At 64.2% G+C, this 22,451-nt stretch carries 19 protein-coding genes; 9 read left to right on the top strand and 10 right to left on the bottom strand.

Annotated features, from left to right (window positions below; translation table 11 throughout):
- Positions 1–14: 14 nt before the first annotated feature.
- The 3 genes from ACLCGK_RS03580 to ACLCGK_RS03570 all read right to left on the bottom strand — a co-directional run bounded on the left by ACLCGK_RS03580 (position 15) and on the right by ACLCGK_RS03570 (position 4,757).
- Positions 15–827 (bottom strand): putative RNA methyltransferase, encoded by an 813-nt coding sequence (locus ACLCGK_RS03580; RefSeq protein ID WP_013971239.1) that lies wholly within the window; start codon positions 825–827, stop codon positions 15–17.
- Positions 827–1,978, bottom strand: a complete 1,152-nt coding sequence (dapE, locus tag ACLCGK_RS03575) for a succinyl-diaminopimelate desuccinylase (protein ID WP_013971240.1) — start codon at positions 1,976–1,978, stop codon at positions 827–829. Before dapE ends, ACLCGK_RS03580 begins: the two co-directional genes overlap by 1 nt.
- A 187-nt stretch (positions 1,979–2,165) precedes the next feature.
- Positions 2,166–4,757 carry a glycosyltransferase gene (locus ACLCGK_RS03570; RefSeq protein ID WP_061550985.1) on the bottom strand — a complete coding sequence of 864 codons (2,592 nt, stop codon included), beginning with the start codon at positions 4,755–4,757 and terminating at the stop codon, positions 2,166–2,168.
- 119 nt (positions 4,758–4,876) lie between these two features.
- On the opposite strand from ACLCGK_RS03570, the gene tcdA reads away from it, so the two are divergent.
- Entirely contained in the window at positions 4,877–5,686 is an 810-nt protein-coding gene (tcdA, locus tag ACLCGK_RS03565) for a tRNA cyclic N6-threonylcarbamoyladenosine(37) synthase TcdA (protein ID WP_367245297.1), read from the top strand.
- Positions 5,687–5,797: 111 nt separating this feature from the next.
- Here tcdA and ACLCGK_RS03560 read toward each other — a convergent pair whose 3' ends face one another.
- The 4 genes from ACLCGK_RS03560 to ACLCGK_RS03545 form a co-directional block, all read right to left on the bottom strand.
- The gene (locus ACLCGK_RS03560; RefSeq protein ID WP_013971243.1) at positions 5,798–6,208 is read right to left on the bottom strand and encodes a SufE family protein; all 411 of its coding nucleotides are present in this window, start codon (positions 6,206–6,208) and stop codon (positions 5,798–5,800) included.
- Positions 6,205–7,410: a cysteine desulfurase gene (locus ACLCGK_RS03555; protein ID WP_410951290.1), complete on the bottom strand. Its 1,206-nt coding sequence runs from the start codon at positions 7,408–7,410 to the stop codon at positions 6,205–6,207. Before ACLCGK_RS03555 ends, ACLCGK_RS03560 begins: the two co-directional genes overlap by 4 nt.
- Positions 7,411–7,530: 120 nt before the next feature.
- Positions 7,531–8,565 carry a 2,3,4,5-tetrahydropyridine-2,6-dicarboxylate N-succinyltransferase gene (gene dapD, locus ACLCGK_RS03550; protein ID WP_367245295.1) on the bottom strand — a complete coding sequence of 345 codons (1,035 nt, stop codon included), beginning with the start codon at positions 8,563–8,565 and terminating at the stop codon, positions 7,531–7,533.
- Positions 8,566–8,596: 31 nt separating this feature from the next.
- Complete coding sequence (locus ACLCGK_RS03545) at positions 8,597–8,944, bottom strand: ArsC family reductase (protein WP_013971246.1); 348 nt, start codon at positions 8,942–8,944, stop codon at positions 8,597–8,599.
- Positions 8,945–9,506: 562 nt separating this feature from the next.
- Here ACLCGK_RS03545 and ACLCGK_RS03540 point away from each other — a divergent pair.
- Entirely contained in the window at positions 9,507–11,153 is a 1,647-nt protein-coding gene (locus tag ACLCGK_RS03540) for a Na+/H+ antiporter (RefSeq protein ID WP_013971247.1), read from the top strand.
- Between the two features lie 151 nt (positions 11,154–11,304).
- Here the strand turns inward: ACLCGK_RS03540 and dapC are convergent, their stop codons facing one another.
- The 3 genes from dapC to map are packed head-to-tail and all read right to left on the bottom strand — an operon-like array spanning position 11,305 to position 16,059.
- Complete coding sequence (gene dapC, locus ACLCGK_RS03535; RefSeq protein ID WP_410951289.1) at positions 11,305–12,501, bottom strand: succinyldiaminopimelate transaminase; 1,197 nt, start codon at positions 12,499–12,501, stop codon at positions 11,305–11,307.
- Between the two features lie 30 nt (positions 12,502–12,531).
- Positions 12,532–15,234 carry a [protein-PII] uridylyltransferase gene (locus ACLCGK_RS03530; protein WP_023662319.1) on the bottom strand — a complete coding sequence of 901 codons (2,703 nt, stop codon included), beginning with the start codon at positions 15,232–15,234 and terminating at the stop codon, positions 12,532–12,534.
- A 42-nt stretch (positions 15,235–15,276) separates the two neighbouring features.
- Positions 15,277–16,059, bottom strand: coding sequence for a type I methionyl aminopeptidase (gene map, locus ACLCGK_RS03525; RefSeq protein ID WP_004375406.1), 783 nt, complete (start codon positions 16,057–16,059; stop codon positions 15,277–15,279).
- A gap of 346 nt (positions 16,060–16,405) precedes the next feature.
- On the opposite strand from map, the gene rpsB reads away from it, so the two are divergent.
- From rpsB to ispC, 7 genes are all read left to right on the top strand, one after another.
- A complete protein-coding gene (gene rpsB / locus ACLCGK_RS03520) occupies positions 16,406–17,143 on the top strand; it encodes a 30S ribosomal protein S2 (RefSeq protein WP_003252287.1) in 738 nt (245 codons plus the stop codon).
- Between the two features lie 186 nt (positions 17,144–17,329).
- On the top strand, positions 17,330–18,193 hold the full coding sequence (gene tsf, locus ACLCGK_RS03515) for a translation elongation factor Ts (protein WP_013971250.1): 864 nt from the start codon (positions 17,330–17,332) through the stop codon (positions 18,191–18,193).
- A gap of 180 nt (positions 18,194–18,373) precedes the next feature.
- The gene (pyrH, locus tag ACLCGK_RS03510; RefSeq protein WP_003252294.1) at positions 18,374–19,117 is read left to right on the top strand and encodes a UMP kinase; all 744 of its coding nucleotides are present in this window, start codon (positions 18,374–18,376) and stop codon (positions 19,115–19,117) included.
- Positions 19,114–19,671, top strand: coding sequence for a ribosome recycling factor (gene frr, locus ACLCGK_RS03505; protein WP_013971251.1), 558 nt, complete (start codon positions 19,114–19,116; stop codon positions 19,669–19,671). The genes pyrH and frr overlap by 4 nt, the downstream gene beginning before the upstream one ends.
- A 15-nt stretch (positions 19,672–19,686) precedes the next feature.
- Positions 19,687–20,442, top strand: a complete 756-nt coding sequence (gene uppS / locus ACLCGK_RS03500) for a polyprenyl diphosphate synthase (protein WP_013971252.1) — start codon at positions 19,687–19,689, stop codon at positions 20,440–20,442.
- Entirely contained in the window at positions 20,442–21,257 is an 816-nt protein-coding gene (locus ACLCGK_RS03495; protein WP_013971253.1) for a phosphatidate cytidylyltransferase, read from the top strand. Before uppS ends, ACLCGK_RS03495 begins: the two co-directional genes overlap by 1 nt.
- Entirely contained in the window at positions 21,254–22,444 is a 1,191-nt protein-coding gene (gene ispC / locus ACLCGK_RS03490) for a 1-deoxy-D-xylulose-5-phosphate reductoisomerase (RefSeq protein WP_410951288.1), read from the top strand. Before ACLCGK_RS03495 ends, ispC begins: the two co-directional genes overlap by 4 nt.
- The last annotated feature ends 7 nt before the right edge of the window (positions 22,445–22,451 follow it).

Raw genomic sequence — 22,451 nt, 5'->3', positions numbered from 1 at the left:
GGCTCCGGGTGTGCTCAGTCTTGGCGCACGAAATAGTCATAACGCATGGAAACCGTGACCTCGAACGGCTCGGGCTGGTCAATCACCCGGGCACGCTTCTCGGCACTGGCGCGCCAGCCGTGCGGGGTCATGGCCAGCAGGTCGGCGCGGGCCTTGGGCGCGGCCAGGCTCAGGCGGAACTCCAGGGTTTCGCTGTGAGCGTGGACCATGCCTTCGGGGACCAGGGCCAGGTGTTTGTCGTCGGCGTAAGGGCGTACTTCATCGTAGAGCACTTCGCGCAGCTCCATCAGGTGGCCGCTGGTGGGGCCGACCCGCATCAGGCCGCCGCCCGGGCTGAGCAGGCGCTTGGCCTCGGCCCAGTCCAGCGGGCTGAATACGCTGGCGATGAACTGGCAGCTGGCGTCGGCAAGCGGCACGCGGGCCATGCTGGCGACCATCCAGGTAACCTCGGGCGCTCGGCGGCAAGCACGCTTGACCGCCTCACGGGAGATGTCCAGGGCGTAGCCGTCGGCGGCCGGCAGGGCCTGGGCGATCTGCGCGGTGTAGTAACCCTCGCCACAGCCGATGTCCAGCCAGGCACCGGGCTGGCGCTCGGCGGCCAGCTCAGCCAGGCGGCGCGCCACCGGCGCGTAGTGGCCGGCGTCGAGGAAATCGCGGCGGGCTTCGACCATGGCCTGGTTGTCACCCGGGTCGCGGCTGTTCTTGTGCTGCACCGGCAGCAGGTTCAGGTAACCCTGGCGGGCGCGGTCGAAGCGGTGGCCGGCCGGGCACACCACACCGTTGTCGAGCCGGCTCAGCGGTGCCTGGCAAAGAGGGCAGGCGAGCATCAGGCGAGCAACCGGACCAGGGTCTGGTAATAGATTTCGGTCAGCAGGTCGAGATCGCTGGCCAGGATCCGCTCATCCACCTGGTGGATGGTGGCGTTGACCGGGCCGAGCTCGACCACCTGGGTGCCCATGGTGGCAATGAAGCGCCCATCGGAGGTACCGCCGCTTGTCGACGGCTGGGTGTCGCGGCCGGTGACGCCCTTGATGCTGGCCGAGACGGCGTCCAGCAATTCGCCCGGTTCGGTAAGGAATGGCAGGCCCGACAACGCCCAGTCGATCGACCAGTCCAGCTCATGCTTGTCGAGGATCGCCGACACCCGCGCCTGCAGGCCTTCGACGGTGGACTCGGTAGAGAAACGGAAGTTGAACAGGGCGGTCAGCTCGCCGGGGACCACGTTGGTGGCGCCGGTGCCGGAATTGAGGTTGGAGATCTGGAAACTGGTCGGCGGGAAGAACGCGTTGCCTTCGTCCCAGTGCTCGGCCGCCAGTTCTGCCAGGGCCGGAGCGGCCAGGTGGATCGGGTTGCGCGCCAGATGCGGGTAGGCCACATGGCCCTGCTTGCCGCGCACGGTCAGCTTGGCGCCCAGCGAGCCACGGCGGCCATTCTTGACCACGTCACCCAGCAGGGTGGTGCTGGAGGGTTCGCCGACGATGCACCAGTCCAGGCGCTCGTTGCGTGCTTTCAGGCGCTCGACCACGGCCTTGGTGCCATGGTGGGCCGGGCCTTCCTCGTCGCTGGTGATCAGGAACGCGACCTTGCCGCGGTGATCCGGGTAGTCCTGCACGAAGCGCTCGCTGGCAATCACCATGGAGGCCAGGCTGCCTTTCATGTCGGCGGCGCCGCGACCGCAGAGCATGCCGTCGGCGTCGATCAGCGCTTCGAACGGCTCATGCTGCCATTGCTGCACCGGGCCGGTGGGTACCACGTCGGTGTGGCCGGCGAAGCACAGCACCGGGCCATCCTGGCTGCCGTGGGTGGCCCAGAAATTGTCGACGTCCTCGATGCGCATCGGCTCGAGCTGGAAGCCTACGGCGCCCAAGCGGTTCATCATCTGCGCCTGGCAGTCGGCGTCGACGGGGGTGACCGAGGGGCGGCGGATCAGGTCGCAGGCCAGTTGAAGGGTAGGCGAGAGCTCGGCAGGGGCCGTCATGGGGAACTCCGGGGCAAGGCAAGGCGGGGAAATCTGAGGGCGTTATCTTATATCAAATGGTTTCAGGCGGCACGGCCCATTCGCGGGCACGCCCGCTCCCACAGGTACTGCATGGCGTTGAATGCCGGTGACAGACCTGTGGGCGCGGGCGTGCCCGCGAATGGGCTGCAAAGCAGCCCCGGCAATCTCAGGCCTGCTGCGGCTCGGCGGCCTTTTCCCCAGGCTTGGGCAGCGAAGACAGGAACGCCATCACCAGCGCCGCCACATAAGGCAACGATTGCACCAGCAACATCGCCACCCAGAAGCGCATGTCCGAACTCGGCAGCCCCTGTACCAGGTAAATGCCCAGCGCTGCGCCCCACAGCAGCAACATGATGAACAGCTCTTCCCGCGCCTCGGAAATCGCCACCAGCAGCCCGTGGCTGTCGGCGTTCTTCGGTGTGCGGAAGAACGGCATGCTGCTGGTGAAGAACCCGTACAGCACCGCCTTGGCGATGGTATGCGACAGTGCCAACCCGGCCAGCGCCGCAGCAAAGGCATCTTTCAGGTTCACCCCTACCGCGCGGCGGTAGAGGAAGATGATCTTGCCGACCTTGAAGAAGAACAGTGCCAGCGGCGGAATGGCAAAGATCATCAGCGGTGGGTCGACCCGGTGCGGCACAATGATCATCGCCGCCGACCACAGCAGCGCGCCGATGGTGAAGAAGATGTTCATGCCATCGGCGATCCACGGCAGCCAGCCGGCCAGGAAGTGGTAGCGCTGGCCGCGGGTCAGCTCGCTGCCCTTGCCGCGCAGCAGGGCGCTGGCGTGGTGCTTGATGATCTGGATGGCGCCGTAGGCCCAGCGGAAGCGTTGCTTCTTGAAGTCGATGAAGGTGTCGGGCATCAGGCCCTTGCCGTAGCTGTTGTGGGCATAGGCGGCCGACAGGCCCTTTTCGAATACCCGCAAGCCCAGTTCGGCGTCCTCGCAGATGCACCACTCGGCCCAGCCCAACTCTTCCAGCACGCTGCGGCGGGTCATGGTCATGGTACCGTGCTGGATGATCGCGTCACGGTCGTTGCGGGTGACCATGCCGATGTGGAAGAAGCCCTTGTACTCGCTGTAGCACAGCTTCTTGAAGGCGCTTTCGTGCTGGTCGCGGTAGTCCTGCGGCGACTGCACCACGGCAATCTTCGGGTCGGCGAAGTGCGGCACCATGTGCTTGAGCCAGTTGCGGTCGACGCAGTAGTCCGAGTCGATCACCGCGATCACCTCGGCGTCTTTGGCGGTGTGCGGGATCAGGTAGTTCAGTGCGCCGCCCTTGAAACCGGCCAGGGGCGCGACGTGGAAGAACCTGAAGCGCTCGCCGAGCTTCTCGCAATGGGCCTTGAGCGGCTCCCACACGGCCGGGTCCTTGGTGTTGTTGTCGATCACCAGCACTTCGTAGTCTGGGTAATCCAGCGCTGCCAGTGCATCGAGGGTCTGTTTGACCATCTCCGGCGGCTCGTTGTAGCACGGCACATGCACCGATACCTTGGGCCGGTAGGCGCTATCGGCCTGCACCGGCAGGAACTCGCGCCGGCGCTTGTGTATCCATACTGCCTCGGCCAGTTCGTGGGCCTCGGTCAGCAGCACGATGAACACGCCCAGCGCGCCGAGGGCAAGCAGCACGCCTACGGTCAGGCTGAACCAGGTGCTGTATTGCTGGCTGTAGTCGTAGGCGATCCATACCAGCACCGACCCGCACAGGAAGGTGATGAAGGTCAGGAAGGTGCGGCCGCGCTGGCGCAGGGCCGAACCGTCGATGAATAGTACCATCAGGGCGATCATCGCCAGCACTACCGAGGCCACCGCCAGGGCGCGCCATTGCGGTATTGCCACCACCGGGCCGTCAAAGTTGAATTTTTGCTGGCGTTCGGCGTTGTACACGCCCCAGTAGGCGCCCACCGAGCCTTCGTCGCTGGCCTTCCACGGCTGGTCGTAGGCTTCGATGACGAAGTAATTGTAACCACGGCGGTTGAGGGTGTTGACCAGGGTACGCAGGTATATGGCCTGGTCAGCCTGGGTGGCATCGGCGCCGCCGCGCATGCGGCCGTTGCTCGGCCAGCCGACTTCCGACAGCAGCAGGGGTTTGCGCGGGAACTGGTGCTTCAGCTCGCGGGCACGGTCGAGCACGAACTCGACCGAATCCTTCATCGGCACGAACTCCCAGTACGGCAGGATGTGCGCGGCAATCAGGTCGACGTGCTTGGCCAGCTGCGGGTTTTCCTTCCAGATGTGCCATTGCTCACTGGTGGTCACCGGCACCTTGACCGCTGCGCGTACTCGGTCCAGGTACTTGATCAGGTTTTCCGGGGTGACTTCTTCGCGGAACAGCGCCTCGTTGCCGACCACCACCCGCACCACGCTGCGCGAGGTGTTGGCCAGCTGGATGGCCGTGGCGATTTCGCGTTCGTTGCGCTCCAGGTCCGGGCTGATCCAGATGCCCAGCGTCACCCGCAGGCCGAATTCCTCGGCCAGGCGCGGGATATCCGCCTGGGTGCCCTCCACGGTGTAGATCCGGATGCTGTCGGTCAGTTTGCTCAACTGTTCCAGGTCCTGGCGCATCTCGTCGTCACTGGGGTACTGGCCCTTCTGCGGGCTTTCGCCCAGGCGGAACGGTGAATACGAGAAGCCAGAGATCTGCTCTGGCCAGGCGGGGGCGGAGACCGGGCGGTTGATCAGTGCCCAGAACCCGGTGAACAACGCGGCGATGGCCAGGACCACGACCAGGTTCAGGCCGAATTTACGTGAAGACATTGTCGTCCATATGTGTCGAAGTGATAGGACATTAAAGCAGGGTTGGTAGTCTCTTTCCTAACGATGCAGGCCATGGGCCCGCTGGCATATAATGCGCGCCGGTTTTTTGGGGTATGAACATGAGCACAGAAGATCCACGCTTCGCCGGCGTTGCCCGGCTGTATGGCGACCAGGGGTTGCACCGTCTGGGCCAGGCCCATGTGGCCGTGGTCGGTATTGGCGGGGTAGGCTCGTGGGCGGCGGAAGCGCTGGCACGCAGTGGCGTGGGCGAGATCACCCTGTTCGACCTTGACGATGTGTGCGTCAGCAACACCAACCGCCAGGCCCATGCCTTGGAAGGGCAGGTGGGGCGGCCCAAGGTCGAGGTCATGGCCGAGCGCCTGCGGGCGATCAACCCGGCGTGCACGGTGCATGCAGTGGCCGACTTCGTCACCCGCGACACCATGGTCGACTACATCACCGAGAACCTCGACTGTGTGATCGACTGCATCGACAGCGTCATGGCCAAGGCGGCGCTGATTGCCTGGTGCCGGCGGCGCAAGATCGCCATCGTCACCACGGGGGGCGCCGGTGGGCAGATCGACCCGACACAGATCCAGATCGCCGACCTGAACAAGACCTTCAACGACCCGCTGGCCTCGCGGGTGCGCTCCACCCTGCGCCGCGACTACAACTTCTCGCGCAATGTCAGCCGCAACTATGGCGTGCCATGCGTGTTCTCCAGTGAACAGCTGCGCTACCCCAAGGGCGATGGCAGCGTTTGCTTGCAGAAAAGCTTCGTGGGCGAGGGCGTGCGGCTGGACTGCTCGGGTGGCTTTGGCGCGGTGATGATGGTGACCGCGACCTTTGGCATGGTGGCGGCGAGCAAGGCGGTGGAAAAACTGGTAGCGGGGGCGCGGCGGCCTTCGGAGCGGGTCAAGCCTGAATAGACCGCGTGGGCTTCTTCGCGGGCTTGCCCGCTCCCACAGGTACCGCATCTCTCTCAAGAAAGGTGAAAGTCCTGTGGGAGCGGGCGAGCCCGCGAAGAAGCCAGCACCGATTCAACGGTTGGACGCCAGCTCTGCCATCCGCTGCAACACCGCATGCAGCCCATTGCTGCGCGACGGCGAAAGCTGGCGCTCCAGGCCCAGCTGAGTGAACCACTCACGCAGATCGAGCCCGGCAAGTTCTTCACTGGCCAACCCCTGCACCCGCACCAGCAACAACGCCAGCAGCCCGCGCAACAGGCGTGCATCGCTGCTGGCCTTGAACCGCCACAAACCCTCGGCCTGCTCGGCCACCAGCCATACCAGGCTTTCGCAGCCATGCACCCGGTTGGCCTCGGTCTTTTCAGTATCAGCCAGCGGTTCCAGCCGATCGCCCCACTGCATCAGCAGCCGCGCACGCTGTTCCCAACCCTTGCCCTGCTCGAAAGCTTCCAGCGCCTGGCGCGCCTGATCGGGCAAGGTCATCGCAACAGCTCCAGGCCTTGATCCAACGCCTCGAAGAAACGCTGCAAGTCATCGCTGTCGTTATACAGCCCCAATGACACGCGGATCGCGCCCTCCAGGCCCAGGCCCTGCAGCAGCGGCATGGCACAGTGGTGCCCGGCACGCACGGCAATGCCTTGCTCGGTCAGCAGGTGGGCGATGTCGGCGTTGTGCACGCCTTCGATGACGAAACTGGCAAGGGCCGCCTGTGGCGTCCCCAGGATGCGCACGCCATCGCGGTCTGCCAGGCCGCGCAGCAGGTGCTGGTGCAGGCTGGTTTCATGGGCTTCGAGTGCCTGGGCATCGAGGCTGGCCAGGTAGTCCAGGGTCGCACCCAGGCCGATCACCCCGGCGATCGGTGGCGTGCCAGCCTCGAACCCCAGCGGCGCCGGGCGGAAGCTGGCGCTGTGGTACTCGGCCAGTTGCACCATCTCGCCGCCGAACTGCCAATGGTGCAGCAGCTCCAGCGCCTGGCTACGGCCGTACAGCACGCCCACGCCTTCCGGGCCGTACAGCTTGTGACTGGAGAACACATAGAAGTCGCAGCCAAGCTGCTGCACATCATGGCGGCCATGCACCACGCCCTGGGCACCGTCGACCACGGTCAGCGCGCCTTGGGAGCGGGCATGGGCCAGCAGCGCCGGCAGCGGCTGCCAGGTACCCAGCACGTTGGACAGCTGGCTCACCGCCAGCACCCGGGTGCGCGGGCCGATCAGTTGCAGCGCTTGGTCCAGGTCGATGCGGCCATGGGCATCCAGCGGCAGCACCACCAGGCGCAGGTTGCGCCGGCGCGCCAGCTGTTGCCAGGGCAGCAGGTTGGCATGGTGCTCCAGGGCACTGACGGCAATTTCGTCACCGGCCTCGAAGCGGTGCTCCAGGCCATAGGCCAGCAGGTTCAGCGCCGAAGTGGCACCGTGGGTGAAGATGATCTGCCGCGAGTCTGGCGCATTGAGCCAGGCGGCAACCTTGTCGCGGCTGGTTTCGAAGGCCTGTGTGGCCAGTGCGCCGGGCAAGTGCTGGGCACGGTGCACGTTGGCTGCGCCATGGCCGTAGTAATGGCTCAGGGCATCGAGCAGGGCTTGCGGCTTCTGGGTGGTGGCGGCGCTGTCCAGGTAGGTCTGGTGCTGCCGTTGCAGGGCGGCGATGGCGGGAAAATCGGCACGCCAGGGGGAGGGCTGAAACATGGTCGCGGGGCCTGGAATGAAAATCGGGTCTGGCGTGGTGCCAGACCCGATCTTAACATTTCAAACGCTGAGAATCCGCTGTTCGCGAGCAAGCTCGCTCCGGCAGCGGTTGAAGGGTTCTCAGTTGTGCGCGTGCAGCGCCTCGTTCAGCTCGATGGCCGACTTGTGGGTCTTGCACTCCACCGCGCCGTTCAGCGAGTTGCGGCGGAACAGCAGGTCGGTCTGGCCGGCCAGGTCGCGGGCCTTGACCACTTTGACCAGCTGGTTGTTCTCGTCCAGCAGGTTCACCTTGGTACCGGCGGTGATGTACAGGCCGGCTTCGACGGTGTTGCGGTCGCCCAGCGGAATGCCGATACCGGCGTTGGCGCCGATCAGGCAGCCTTCGCCAACCTTGATGACGATGTTGCCGCCACCGGACAGGGTGCCCATGGTCGAGCAGCCGCCGCCCAGGTCCGAGCCCTTGCCGACGAATACGCCAGCGGAAACGCGGCCTTCGATCATGCCCGGGCCTTCGGTGCCAGCGTTAAAGTTGACGAAGCCTTCGTGCATGATGGTGGTGCCTTCGCCGATGTAGGCGCCCAGGCGCACTCGGGCAGTGTCGGCGATACGCACGCCGGCCGGGACCACGTAGTCGGTCATTTTCGGGAACTTGTCCACCGAGAACACTTCCAGCAGCTCGCCCTTCAGGCGCGCTTCCAGTTGCAGTTCAGCGAGTTCGGCCAGATCGACCGCGCCCTGGTTGGTCCAGGCCACGTTCGGCAGCAGCGGGAAGATGCCAGCCAGGCTCACGCCGTGCGGCTTGACCAGGCGGTGCGACAGCAGGTGCAGCTTGAGGTAGGCCTCTGGCGTCGAGGTCAGCGCGGCGTCTTCGGCCAGCAGGGTGGCGACCAGCGGCTTGTGGCTTTCGGCCAGGCGGGTCAGCAGGGCGGCTTGGGTGGCATCCACACCTTTCACGGCTTCGGCCAGTTGCGCGGCCTGGGCGTTGCTGAAGGCGATGGCCTGGTTGCCACCTTGGTAACCGAGAACAGGGGCTACTGCAGCGACCAGTTCGGCGCTCGGGTTGAGCAGCGGTTGTGCGTAGAACACTTCCAGCCAGGTGCCCTGGCGGTTCTGGGAGCCGACACCGAAGGCCAGGCTGAACAGGGTATTGGACATGTGATTACCTCGTGCGAAATAGGGTAGGGGCTCAGGCCAGGGCAGCGGCGTACAGGTCGGGCTTGAAGCCGACCAGGGTACGCGCGCCAAGGTCGAGCACCGGGCGCTTGATCATCGACGGCTGGGCCAGCATCAGCTCGACGGCCTTGGCCTGGTCGAGGTCGGCCTTGCTGGCGTCGTCCAGCTTGCGGAAGGTGGTGCCGGCACGGTTGAGGATGACTTCCCAGCCGTGTTCCTCGCACCAGCGGTTCAGGCTGTCACGGTCGATGCCTTGGGCCTTGTAGTCGTGGAATTCGTAGGCGATGGCCTGGTCTTCGAGCCAGGTACGTGCCTTTTTCATGGTGTCACAGGCTTTGATGCCGTAGAGCGTGTAGGTCATTGTGTGCATTGGGGATCACAGGCTGCCCCAATCTCTCCGTTTTCCGATTTCAGTCGCGGGATTATGCGGGAACGATCCTGTGAGCGCCACGGGTGTGCATGTCTTGGGTCTTGCAGTGTGTCGGAGACCGAGCGCCGCCCGCGCGGCGCTTCGCAGCACAAGGCTGCTCCTACATCTGTTTCGGACCAGTTATTCCTGTGAGCGCGGCACGCGGCCCCCTGGCGTACGCCTCGATATCGTGTCGAGCAAACAAGGCGGTCGCGTGCGTTGGTACAGGCGTTACTGGCCCGAAACAGATGTAGGAGCAGCCTTGTGCTGCGAAGCGCCGCGCGGGCGGCGCTCGGTCTCACAGGCACTGCAAGGCTCAAGGCATGCATCTGCTGGGCGATAAGGGGTCGAACCTGCGCCACCGACAAACCGAAGTATCATCATGTTACATATTCATCCGCCACCTGCGACTATCGTGCAGCGGCCCCGAATCGCCCACCGCCGCTAACATATTGTTTCAATGGCGATGTTTCGCCCTGTTGTCGTTTCTGGTTCACAAAGGAAGCTTTCCCGGATGCAGTCCGCCTACACCGTCCTCATCCTGCTGACGCTGGTCAGCGTGTCGAAGCTGGTCGGCCGCATGATTCCGCTGCCCTTGCCGCTGGTACAGATCGCCGCTGGTGCCTTGCTCGCTTGGCCGACACTGGGCCTGCATGTGGCACTGGACCCCGAGCTGTTCCTGTTCCTGTTCCTGCCACCGTTGCTGTTCGCCGACGGCTGGCGCATTCCCAAGCGTGAGTTGTGGCGCATTCGTGGGCCAGTGGTGGCGCTGGCCGTGGGCCTGGTGCTGTTTACCGTGGTTGGGGCCGGTTACTTCATTCACTGGCTGCTGCCGAGCATCCCGCTGCCCGTGGCCTTCGCCCTGGCCGCAGTGTTGTCGCCAACCGACGCCGTGGCGGTTTCGGCCATTACCCAGGACCGCCTGCCCACCCCGCTGATGCACATGCTCCAGGGCGAGGCCCTGATGAACGATGCCTCGGGCCTGGTGACCTTCAAGTTCGCCCTGGCGGCGGCGATCACCGGGGTGTTCTCGCTGACCGACGCAAGCTTCAGCTTCGTACTGGTCGCCCTGGGCGGCCTGGCGGTGGGCGTGGCCCTGAGCTGGCTGATCGGCCGCCTGCGTGCCTGGATGATCGCCCGCGGCTGGGACGACCCGGCCACCCACGTGGTGTTCATGTTGCTGCTGCCGTTCGCTGCCTACGTGCTGGCCGAGCGCCTGGGCGTGTCGGGCATCCTTTCGGCGGTAGCGGCTGGCATGATGCAGAGCTGGCTCGACCTGCTGCCACGGCAGACCAGCACGCGCCTGCTCAACCGCAGTGTGTGGTCGCTGCTGGAGTTCGCTTTCAACGGCCTGATCTTCCTGCTGCTGGGCCTGCAGTTGCCGGACATCATCAAGGCCGTGGTCAGCCATGAACCCACCGTATGGCCGACCCTGGCCTGGCGCTGCCTGGACGTGGTGGCGATCTTTGTGGCGCTGATCTTGCTGCGGTTCATCTGGGTCCAGAGCATCTGGCGCTCGATCGGTGTGGTACGCCGCTGGCGCGGCAAGCCGGCGCTGGTGCTGATGCCCACGGCGCGCTCCTGCTGGCTGCTGACCCTGGGCGGTGTGCGCGGTGCGGTCACCCTGGCCGGTGTGATGTCGATCCCGTTGCTGATGGGAGCAGGCAAGGCCTTCCCGGAGCGTGACTTGCTGATCTTCATTGCGGCCGGTGTGATCCTGTTGTCATTGATCAGCGCCTGTATCGCGCTGCCGCTGTTGCTGCGCGGGGTGACCAAGAGCCCTGACGAGCGCTTGCACCAGGAAGTGCAGGAGGCCTGGCGACGGACGGCCGAGGCGGCGATCCATGCGCTGGAGGCAGAGGAAGTGATCGACAGCAATGCGCCGCAGGATGCCGCGCAGGCGACCCTGGCGACCGAGTTGAAGGCGCGCTTGATGGCGGAATACCGCGATGAGCTGGACAGCTACAATGACAGCGCCGAGGCCAAGGCCCTGGCTGAGCAGATGGACTTGCTGGAGCGGCGTTTGCGCCTGCGGGCGCTGCGGGCCCAGCGGCTGGAGCTGTATGAACTGCATCGCCAGCATCTGGTGGGGGATGAAGTGGTGCGGCAGGTGCTGGGTGAGCTGGATATGAGTGAAGCGAACCTGGGGTCAGTCAGGTAGACCCCAAGGGGCCGCTTTGCGGCCCTGTGGGAGCGGGTTTACCCGCGAATCAGGCGACGCGGTGCATGGCACCGGCTGTGCCGGTGTTCGCGGGTAAACCCGCTCCTACAGGTACTGCACAACACTCGAGAGTTGTACGGCCCCTGTCGAATCAGCGGTTCTGCAGGAATTCGCGAATCCGCTCCGCCGCTTCGATGCACTCGGCCAGCGGTGCAACCAGTGCCATGCGCACACGCCCGGCGCCCGGGTTCACGCCATCCACTTCGCGCGACAGGTACGACCCCGGCACCACCGTCACATGCTGGGCCTCGAACAGGTCGCGGGTGAACTCGGCATCGCCGCCGGGTACCTTCGCCCACAGGTAGAAGCTGCCATCCGGGCGCTGCACGTCCAGCACCGGCTGCAGGATATCCAGCACGGCGTCGTACTTGGCGCGGTACTGGTCGCGGTTCTCACGCACATGCGCCTCGTCCTGCCAGGCAGCGATACTGGCCAGCTGGGTTTGTACCGGCATGGCGCAGCCGTGGTAGGTACGGTACAGCAGGAACGGCTTGATGATCTCGGCGTCACCGGCGACGAAGCCCGAGCGCAGGCCCGGCAGGTTGGAGCGCTTGGACAGGCTGTGGAATACCACGCAGCGCTTGAAGTCGCTGCGGTCCAGTTCCGCACAGGCAGTCAGCAGGCCTGGTGGTGGGGCATCCTCGTCGAAGTACAGCTCGCTGTAGCACTCGTCGGCGGCAATCACGAAGTCGTGCTCGTCGGCCAGGGCAATCAGCTTCTTCAGGGTGTCCATCGGCACCAGTGCGCCGGTGGGGTTGCCCGGCGAGCACAGGAACAGGATCTGGCAACGCTTCCACACTTCAGCCGGCACGGCGTCGAAGTCGGGGTTGAAACCGTTGCTTTCCAGGCACGGCAGGTAGTGCGGGGTGGCACCGGCCAGCAGCGCTGCGCCTTCGTAGATCTGGTAGAACGGGTTGGGGCTGACCACCAGGCCGTCATCGGCGCGGTTGACCACGGCCTGGGTGAAGGCGAACAGCGCTTCACGGGTGCCGTTGACCGGCAGGATGTGGCGGTCGGCATCCAGCCAGCCGGCCGGTACGCCGAAGCGCCGCTCGCACCACTGGCCGATGGCCTGACGCAGGGCGGGCAGGCCGATGGTGCTCGGGTACACCGCCAGCTTGTCGAGGTTGTCGGCCATGGCCTGGGCGACGAACGCCGGCGATTCGTGCTTCGGCTCACCGATCGACAGGGCGATGGCGCGCTTGTCCGCCGCAGGTGCAACGCTGCCCAGCAGGGCGCGGAGTTTCTCGAACGGGTAGGGCTGAAGCTGGGTCAAGGCATGGTTCATCGGCGCAAGGTCTCGTCAATCGTCTAGTCGTTAAAAGGTCACGCGGGTGGGGCTGGCATCGCTGGCCTGGCCGGCCTGCAGCTGCTGGACGATGGCCTCCTGCAGTCGGCTGCACAGCTGTGGGTCGGACAGCGGCTGGTTGTCGGCATCGGTGATGAAGAACACGTCTTCCACCCGCTCGCCAAGGGTGGCGATCTTGGCGTTCTGCAGCGACAGGTCGAACTCCAGGAAGATCCGCCCCAGCCGGGCCAGCAGGCCTGGGCGGTCGGGCGCGGTGATTTCGAGGATGGTCACCGGCCGCTGGGCATCGTTGAGGATGGTCACCTGTGGCGGGAAGTCGAAGTGCTTGAGCTGGCGCGGTACCCGGCGCTGGATGATGGTCGGGTAGTCCTCGGGGTTGCGCAGCGCTTCGGTCAGGCCGTCGCGAATCTGCTTGACCCGCTGCGGGTTGTCGCCGATCGAGCCGCCGTCGTTGTCCAGCACGATGTAGGTGTCGAGGGTGAACTGGCTGCTCGAGGTGATGATTCGCGCGTCATGAATGTTCAGGTTCAGCTGCGACATGGCCGCCACCGTCACGGCGAAGAAGTCGTGCTGGTCGGGGGCATAGATGAAGATCTGCGTGCCACCCTCGAACTCGCGCTGGGTGGTTTCCTTGATCAGCACCAGCGGCCCGCCATCGGCCGGCTGCTGGAGGATCGCGTCACTGTGCCAGGCCACGTCGGCGGCGGTGTGCTTGAGGAAGTAGTCATCGCCCAGCTGCGACCACAGCTGCTCGACGTCGTCCGGGTCGGTGCCTTCGCGCACCAGGATATCCAGCGCTGCCGATTGGGTCTGGCGAATCTGCTCCTCGCGGTCCAGCGGGTTTTCCAGGCCTCGGCGCAGGGCGCGTTTGGTCTCGGTGTACAGCTGGCGCAGCAGGCTGGCCCGCCACGAGTTCCACAGGCTGGGGTTGGTGGCGTTGATATCGGCCACGGTCAGCACGTACAGGTAGTCCAGGCGTGTCTCGTCGCCCACGTGCAGGGCAAAATCGTTGATTACCTGAGGGTCGGACAGGTCCTTGCGTTGGGCGGTGGTCGACATCACCAGGTGGTTCAGCACCAGCCAGACGATCAGCCGGCTGTCCCAGGCCGGCAACTGGTGGCGCTCGCAGAACTTCTGCGCATCCACCGCGCCCAGCTCGGAATGGTCGCCCTGGCGGCCCTTGCCGATATCGTGGTACAGGCCGGCCAGGTAGATCAGCTCGGGCTTGGGCAGGCGGCCCATGAGCTTGCTGGCCAGCGGGAATTTCTCGGACACCGGGGTGTATTGCAGCTTGCGCAGGTGCTTGATGAGGTTGAGGGTGTGCGCATCGACCGTATAGATGTGGAACAGGTCGTGCTGCATCTGCCCGACGATCAGGCCGAACTCCGGCAGATAGCGGCCAAGGATGCCGTAGCGGTTCATCCGCCGCAGGTTGCGGTGGATGCCGATTTCGCACTTGAACAGCTCGATGAACAGGCTGGTGTTGCGGATATCGGTGCGGAAAGTGTCGTCGATCAGGTGCCGGTGTTCGCGCAGCAGCCGCACCGTATCGGCGCGTACGCCCTTGATCTCGGGGTGCTGAGCCATCAGCACGAAGATTTCCAGCATGGCGAACGGTGTGCGCCTGAACACGTTCGGCCTGACTGCCTCTATATAGCCATCATGCAGGCGGAAGCGCGCATTCAGCGGCTGGGTGGTGCCGCTGTCGTCATCGGCGAGGATGACCTCCTCGAAGTGCTGGATGATCAGGTCGCACAGCTGGCTGATGCTCATCACCACCCGATAGTACTGCTGCATGAACTGCTCGATCGCCCGCTTGGGGTTGTCGTCGCTGTAGCCCAGCAGCGCGGCGATGCTGCGCTGGTGGTCGAACAGCAGGCGGTCCTCGGCGCGCCCGGCCAGCATATGCAAGGCGTAGCGCACCTTCCACAGGAAGTCCTGGGACGAGGCCAGCAGCTCGTTCTCGCTTTCCAGCAGGAAACCTTCACCGGCCAAGGCGTGCAGGTTGAGTGTGCCGTACTGGCGGCGGGCCACCCACAGCACTGTCTGGATGTCGCGCAGGCCACCGGGTGAACCTTTCACGTTGGGTTCGAGGTTGTACTCGGTATCGTTGTACTTGTGGTGGCGGGCCTTGAGTTCGGCGCGCTTGGCCAGGAAAAAGTCCTTGCTCGGCCACATGTGCGCAGTGCTGGTGACCTCCAGCATGCGCTGGCGCAGCGCCTCGGGGCCGGCAATGGTGCGGCTTTCCATCAGGTTGGTGATGACCGTCAGGTCGGCGCGGGCCTGCTCGGCGCACTCGTCGACGGTGCGCACGCTCTGGCCCACTTCCAGGCCGATGTCCCAAAGCAGGGTGAGAAACCTCTCTATGGCGTCGCGGTACTGCTCGTGTTCGGCAGCACCCAGCAGGATCAGCAGGTCGATGTCCGAATGCGGGTGCAGCTCGCCGCGTCCGTAGCCACCCACCGCGACCAGGGCGATGCCGCTCTGGTCACCCCAGTCGAACTGGTTCCAGGCCTGTTGCAGGATGTTGTCGACGAGCCAGGCGCGGGCCTCGATCAGTGGGCGGATTTCGCTGCCACTGCGGAAACGCTTGTCGAGCACCTCGCCGGCCTGGCGGATGGCTTTTTTGAAGGCGGCGATGGGGCTCGCCTTGAGGGCCAGTTCCGCCTGGAACTGGCCGCGGTCGAACAGCTCGGGGTCCACCTGGGGCATCGCGTCACGTTCCTGTCGTGGGGGTGGCCTGTGGGAGTGCGGTCAGGCCGAGGTGCGCGGGATGGTGTCGTCCTTGCGCAGGGTGAAGATCTCGTAGCCGGTCGCGGTCACCACCAGGGTGTGCTCCCACTGGGCCGAGAGCTTGCGGTCCTTGGTGATGGCGGTCCAGCCGTCGCCCAGCACCTTGGTGTCGGCCTTGCCCTGGTTGATCATCGGCTCGATGGTGAAGGTCATGCCTTCCTTCAGCTCCATGCCGGTGCCGGCGCGGCCGTAGTGCAGGATCTGCGGCTCTTCGTGGAACACCTTGCCGATGCCGTGGCCACAGAACTCGCGTACCACCGAGAAGCCGTTCTTTTCAGCGTGCTTCTGGATCACTTCGCCGATGTCGCCCAATCGGCAGCCCGGCTTGACCAGTTCGATGGCCTTGTACATGCACTCCTGGGTGACCTTGGACAGGCGCTCGGCCCATACCGGCACGGTGCCGACGTGGAACATGCGGCTGGTATCGCCGTGGTAGCCGTCCTTGATCACGGTGACGTCGATGTTCAGCGTGTCACCGTCCTTGAGCGGCTTGTCGTTGGGGATGCCGTGGCAGACCACATGGTTGATCGAGGTGCAGATCGACTTCGGGTAGCCCTTGTAGTTGAGCGGTGCCGGGATGGCCTGCTGGACGTTGACGATGTAGTCGTGACACAGGCGGTCCAGCTCTTCGGTGGTGACACCGGGCTTGACGTGTTCCTCGATCATTTCCAGCACCTCGGCGGCCAGGCGGCCGGCGATGCGCATCTTCTCGATGTCTTCTGCGGTCTTGATGGTGACGGTCATTACAGGCTCTCTACAGCGCCGTGCACGGCGCGAACAAACGGGAAAGGCCGGATTCTAGCAGAGCAGGGCGCCGATCGGTCGGGATAAAGGCGGCAATGCTGCTGTCTACAGCTGGCATTCTGGCGCGAAAGCCGGGGTGCTGCAAAAACCGCTGACGGACGCAACAGTATCCGGGTTCCGTTCGGTCGCGGTCTGTGGTATAAAATGCGCCGCTTTCGGGGACGACCCCGTCAGCACTTAACCCACACACGTGTCGACACGATGACCTGGGTGCCCCGAGTTGCAGAATTCGCGGGTTGGTCATTGGGATACGTGGAGGCCCAACCCGACTTACCAAGGAACTATCATGTCCCAAGTCAACATGCGCGATATGCTGAAGGCCGGTGTGCACTTCGGCCACCAGACCCGTTACTGGAACCCGAAAATGGGCAAGTACATTTTCGGCGCGCGTAACAAGATCCACATCGTCAACCTGGAAAAAACCCTGCCAATGTTCAACGACGCTCTGTCGTTCGTAGAGCGCCTGGCCCAGGGCAAGAACAAGATCCTGTTCGTCGGCACCAAGCGTTCCGCCGGCAAGATCGTCGCCGAGCAAGCTGCTCGTTGCGGTTCGCCGTACGTTGACCACCGTTGGTTGGGCGGCATGCTGACCAACTACAAGACCATCCGCGCTTCGATCAAGCGTCTGCGCGACCTGGAAACCCAGGCCGAAGACGGCACTTTCGCCAAGCTGACCAAGAAAGAAGCCCTGATGCGCTCCCGCGACCTGGAAAAACTGGATCGCAGCCTGGGCGGCATCAAGGACATGGGTGGTCTGCCAGACGCTCTGTTCGTTATCGACGTTGATCACGAGCGCATCGCGATCACCGAAGCCAACAAGCTGGGCATCCCGGTAATCGGCGTTGTCGATACCAACAGCAGCCCGGAAGGTGTTGACTACATCATCCCAGGTAACGATGACGCCATCCGCGCTATCGAGCTGTACATGACTTCGATGGCTGACGCAGTCATCCGCGGCCGCAACAACGTTGCCGGCGGCACCGAAGTTTACGCTGAAGAAGCGGCTGCACCTGCTGCCGAGTAATTAGACGCTAGCGTCGACTTGGCACGCAAAAAGGGGGCTCTGCCCCCTTTTTGCCACCTTGAAATCCTGCTGTCAGCATCGGCCCCGCATCATGGGCCCGCTGAGATAAACACAGTGGATTTGCAGAATTGAACGCCCGTGACGAACGGGTGGAATGGTTGAAAAACTTTCCAAGAGGATTTTGAAATGGCAGCAATTACTGCAGCGCTGGTCAAAGAACTGCGCGAGCGTACCGGCGAAGGCATGATGGATTGCAAGAAGGCCCTGGAAAAGGCCGGCGGCGACATCGAAAAAGCCATTGACGACATGCGTGCCTCGGGCGCCATCAAGGCCGCCAAAAAGGCTGGCAACGTCGCTGCTGAAGGCGCTATCGCCGTCAAGACCGACGGTAAATCCGCCGTCCTGCTGGAAGTGAACTCGCAGACCGACTTCCTGGCCCTGCAAGACGACTTCAAGAACTTCGTTGCCGACAGCATCGAAGAAGCCTTCGCCCAGAAGCTGACCGACGCTGCTCCGCTGATCGCCTCGCGTGAAGCTGCTCGTGAAGCCCTGGTTGCCAAGTGCGGCGAGAACGTCAACATCCGTCGCCTGGTGCGCGTTGAAGGTGACGTTGTCGGTGCCTACCTGCACGGCAACAAGATCGGCGCTGCCGTTGTCCTGAAAGGCGGTGACGTCGATCTGGCCAAGAACATCGCCATGCACGTTGCAGCTTCGAACCCTGAGTTCCTGCTGCCGTCGGAAGTATCGGCCGAAGCCATCGAGCGCGAGAAGGGCGTCTTCCTGCAGCTGAACGCTGACAAGATCGCCGGCAAGCCGGAAAACATCGTCGAGAACATGATCAAAGGTCGTATCTCGAAGTTCCTGGCCGAAGCCTCGCTGGTCGAGCAAGCCTTCGTCATGAACCCGGAAGTCAAGGTTGGCGAGCTGGCCAAGAAAGCCGGTGCTGAAATCGTTTCCTTCACCTACTTCAAGGTAGGCGAAGGCATCGAGAAGCCAGTCGACGACTTCGCTGCTGAAGTTGCCGCTCAGGTAGCTGCTGCCAAGCAGTAAGACAGCCCCGTCTGTCGCCCCGAAGAGGCTGCCCGCTCACGCGCGCAGCCTCTTTGTCAAAACGGCGAAGGGTTTATAAGGCCCGTCGCCGCTGGCACCGAAGCGGTGCCACGCTACAGTTAGCAGGCTGCAAACAGCCCGCACGAATTTTCTAAAAGTACGCCGCAGGAGAGACTCGCAATGGCTCAGCAGGTGAGTGGTCGCCAACCTCGCTATAAACGCATTTTGCTCAAACTTAGCGGCGAGGCCCTGATGGGCTCGGAAGACTTCGGGATCGACCCGAAAGTGCTGGATCGCATGGCCCTCGAAGTTGGCCAGCTGGTAGGGATCGGTGTCCAGGTCGGCCTGGTGATCGGTGGTGGCAACCTGTTCCGCGGTGCCGCGCTCAGCGCAGCCGGCATGGACCGCGTCACCGGTGACCACATGGGCATGCTGGCCACCGTGATGAACGGCCTGGCCATGCGCGACGCGCTGGAGCGCTCGAACATCCCGGCACTGGTCATGTCGGCCATTTCCATGGTCGGTGTCACCGATCATTACGATCGTCGCAAAGCTATTCGCCACCTCAACTCCGGGGATGTGGTAATTTTCTCCGCCGGTACCGGCAACCCGTTCTTCACCACCGACTCCGCCGCCTGCCTGCGCGCCATCGAAATCGATGCCGACGTGGTGTTGAAGGCGACCAAGGTCGATGGTGTGTACACTGCCGATCCATTCAAGGACCCGCATGCCGAGAAGTTCGATCACCTGACCTACGACGAGGTCCTGGATCGCAAGCTGGGTGTAATGGACCTGACCGCAATCTGCCTGTGCCGTGACCACAAGATGCCATTGCGGGTATTCAACATGAACAAGCCTGGCGCCCTGCTGAACATCGTGGTGGGTGGCGCTGAAGGTACTCTGATCGAGGAAGGCCAAGCATGATCAACGACATCAAGAAAGACGCGCAGGAGCGCATGACCAAGTCCCTCGAGGCCCTGGCTCGCAACCTCGCGGCAATCCGCACCGGTCGCGCCCACCCAAGCATCCTGGACAGCGTCAAGGTCACTGCCTGGGGTAGCGAGATGCCGCTGAACCAGGTGGCCGCGATCACCGTCGAAGATGCCCGCACCCTGAAGATCGTCGCGCACGACAAGAACCTTAGTGCTGCCATCGAAAAGGCCATCCTCACCTCCGACCTGGGCCTGAACCCGTCCAGCGCCGGCACCACCATCCGTGTGCCGATGCCGGCCCTGACCGAGGAAACCCGCAAGGGCTACACCAAGCAGGCCAGCGGCGTTGCCGAGGATGCCAAGGTGGCTGTGCGCAACGTGCGCCGTGACGCTCTGGCCGACCTGAAGAAGCTGACCAAGGACAAGGAAATCAGCGAAGACGAAGAACGTCGCGCCGCTGACGAGATCCAGAAGCTGACCGACAAGTACGTTGCCGAAGTCGATGCCGCCTTCAAAGCCAAGGAAAAGGACCTGATGGCCGTCTAAGGCCGGGGTTTTTTAATGGAAAAGACCAAGCCAGCGGCACCGTCCTCGGTGCCGCGTCATGTCGCGATCATCATGGATGGCAACAACCGCTGGGCGAAAAAACGCCTGTTGCCCGGTGTTGCCGGGCACAAGGCGGGTGTCGACGCCGTTCGCGCGGTCATCGAAGTCTGTGCCGAATCCGGGGTCGAGGTGCTGACCCTGTTCGCCTTCTCCAGCGAGAACTGGCAGCGTCCCGCCGAAGAGGTCGGTGCGCTGATGGAACTGTTCTTCTCGGCCCTGCGCCGCGAGGCCAAACGCCTCAACGAGAACAACATCAGCCTGCGTATCATCGGTGACCGTTCGCGCTTCCATCCCGAGCTGCAGGCCGCCATGCGTGAGGCCGAGGCACTGACTGCCGGCAACAATCGCTTTATCTTGCAGATCGCGGCCAACTACGGTGGCCAGTGGGATATCGCCCAGGCCGCCCAGCGGCTGGCGCGGGAAGTGCAAGCCGGGCACCTGCGCCCGGAAGACATCACCCCGGGCCTGCTGCAGACCTGCCTGGCAACCGGCGAGCTGCCGCTGCCGGACCTGTGCATCCGCACCGGTGGCGAGCACCGCATCAGCAACTTCCTGTTGTGGCAGCTGGCCTACGCCGAGCTGTACTTCTCCGACCTGTACTGGCCGGACTTCAAACACGAGGCCATGCGCACCGCCCTGGCCGATTTCGCTTCGCGCCAGCGCCGCTTCGGTAAGACCAGCGAGCAGGTCGAGGCTGGAGCTCGTGCTTAATGCTTAAACAACGCATCATTACCGCGCTGATCCTGCTGCCGATCGCGCTGGGTGGCTTCTTCCTGCTCAACGGTGGGGACTTCGCCCTGTTCATCGGCTTCGTGGTGACCCTCGGCGCCTGGGAGTGGGCGCGTCTGGCCGGGCTCATGGCCCAGCCGCTGCGCATCGCCTATGCCGTGGTCGTCGCCGGAGCGCTGATGCTGCTGTACATCCTTCCGGAGCTGGCGCCCTGGGTGCTGGGCGCTGCGGTGATCTGGTGGGGGTTGGCCACCTGGCTGGTGCTTACCTATCCACGTAGTAGCGAGCTGTGGGCCAGTGCAGCCTGCCGGTTGCTGATCGGCCTGCTGGTTTTGTTGCCGGCCTGGCAGGGTCTGGTGCTGCTCAAGCACTGGCCGCTGGGTAACTGGCTGATCCTGTCGGTCATGGTGCTGGTGTGGGCTGCCGATATTGGCGCGTATTTCTCTGGCCGTGCTTTCGGCAAGCGCAAGCTGGCGCCTCAGGTCAGCCCAGGCAAGAGCTGGGAAGGCGTGTATGGCGGCCTGGCGGTCAGCCTGGTGATTACCCTGGTGGTCGGAATCAGTCGCGACTGGGGCTTCGGCCAGATTCTGCTGGGCCTGCTGAGTGCAGCCCTGGTGGTCATGTCTTCGGTGGTCGGTGACCTGACCGAAAGCATGTTCAAGCGCCGTTCCGGCATCAAGGACAGCAGCAACCTGTTGCCTGGGCATGGTGGGGTACTCGATCGCATCGACAGCCTGACTGCGGCGATCCCGATTTTCGCCGTGCTGCTATGGGCCGCCGAATGGGGTGTGATGTGAGCCGTCCGCAGCGTATTACCGTGCTCGGGGCCACCGGCTCCATCGGCCTGAGCACGCTGGATGTCATCGCGCGCCATCCCGACCGTTATCAGGTGTTCGCCCTGAGTGGCTATTCGCGTATCGACGAATTGCTTGCGCTGTGCGTGCACCATCGGCCGACATTCGCCGTGGTACCGAATGCCGAGGCGGCCGCGCGACTGCGCGAAAGCCTGGTTGCGGCAGGTTGCGCCACCGAGGTGCTGGAAGGCGAGGCCGGGTTGTGCCAGGTGGCTTCTGCGTCGGAAGTGGACGCGGTGATGGCGTCCATCGTCGGCGCCGCCGGCCTGCGCCCCACCCTGGCGGCGGTCGAGGCAGGCAAGAAGGTGTTGCTGGCCAACAAGGAGGCGCTGGTGATGTCCGGCGCGCTGTTCATGGAGGCGGTGCGGCGCAGTGGTGCCGTGCTGCTGCCGATCGACAGCGAGCACAATGCGATCTTCCAGTGCATGCCCGGCGACTACGCGCGCGGCCTGAGTGCCGTCGGCGTGCGCCGGATCCTGCTCACCGCCTCCGGTGGCCCGTTCCGCGAGACGCCCGTCGAGGCGTTGCTGGACGTCACCCCGGAACAGGCGTGCGCGCACCCCAACTGGTCCATGGGGCGCAAGATTTCCGTGGATTCGGCCAGCATGATGAACAAGGGCCTGGAGCTGATCGAGGCCTGCTGGTTGTTCGATGCCGCACCGGCCAAGGTCGAGGTGGTAGTGCACCCGCAGAGCGTGATCCACTCCCTGGTGGATTATGTGGACGGTTCGGTGCTGGCGCAGTTGGGTAACCCGGACATGCGCACACCCATCGCCAACGCCCTGGCCTGGCCCGAGCGGATCGATTCCGGTGTGGCACCGCTGGACCTGTTCGCCATCGCCCGTCTGGACTTCCAGGCGCCCGACGAACAGCGCTTCCCTTGCCTGCGCCTGGCGCGGCAGGCTGCCGAGGCCGGCAACAGCGCACCGGCTGTGCTCAATGCGGCAAACGAGGTCGCAGTCGAGGCATTTCTCCAGCGGCGTATCCGCTTCCCGGAGATCGCGGGTATGATCGAACAGGTGCTCGATCAGGAGCCCGTCGTACCGCTGCCGTCGCTGGACGCGGTGTTCGCCGCCGACCAGCGTGCCCGGGAGCTTTCCCGTGAGTGGCTGAGGCGTCACGGTCGCTGATGCAGGC

The organism is Pseudomonas sp. S1(2024), from assembly GCF_046557535.1.
This window is presented reverse-complemented; position numbering and strand designations above follow the sequence as displayed.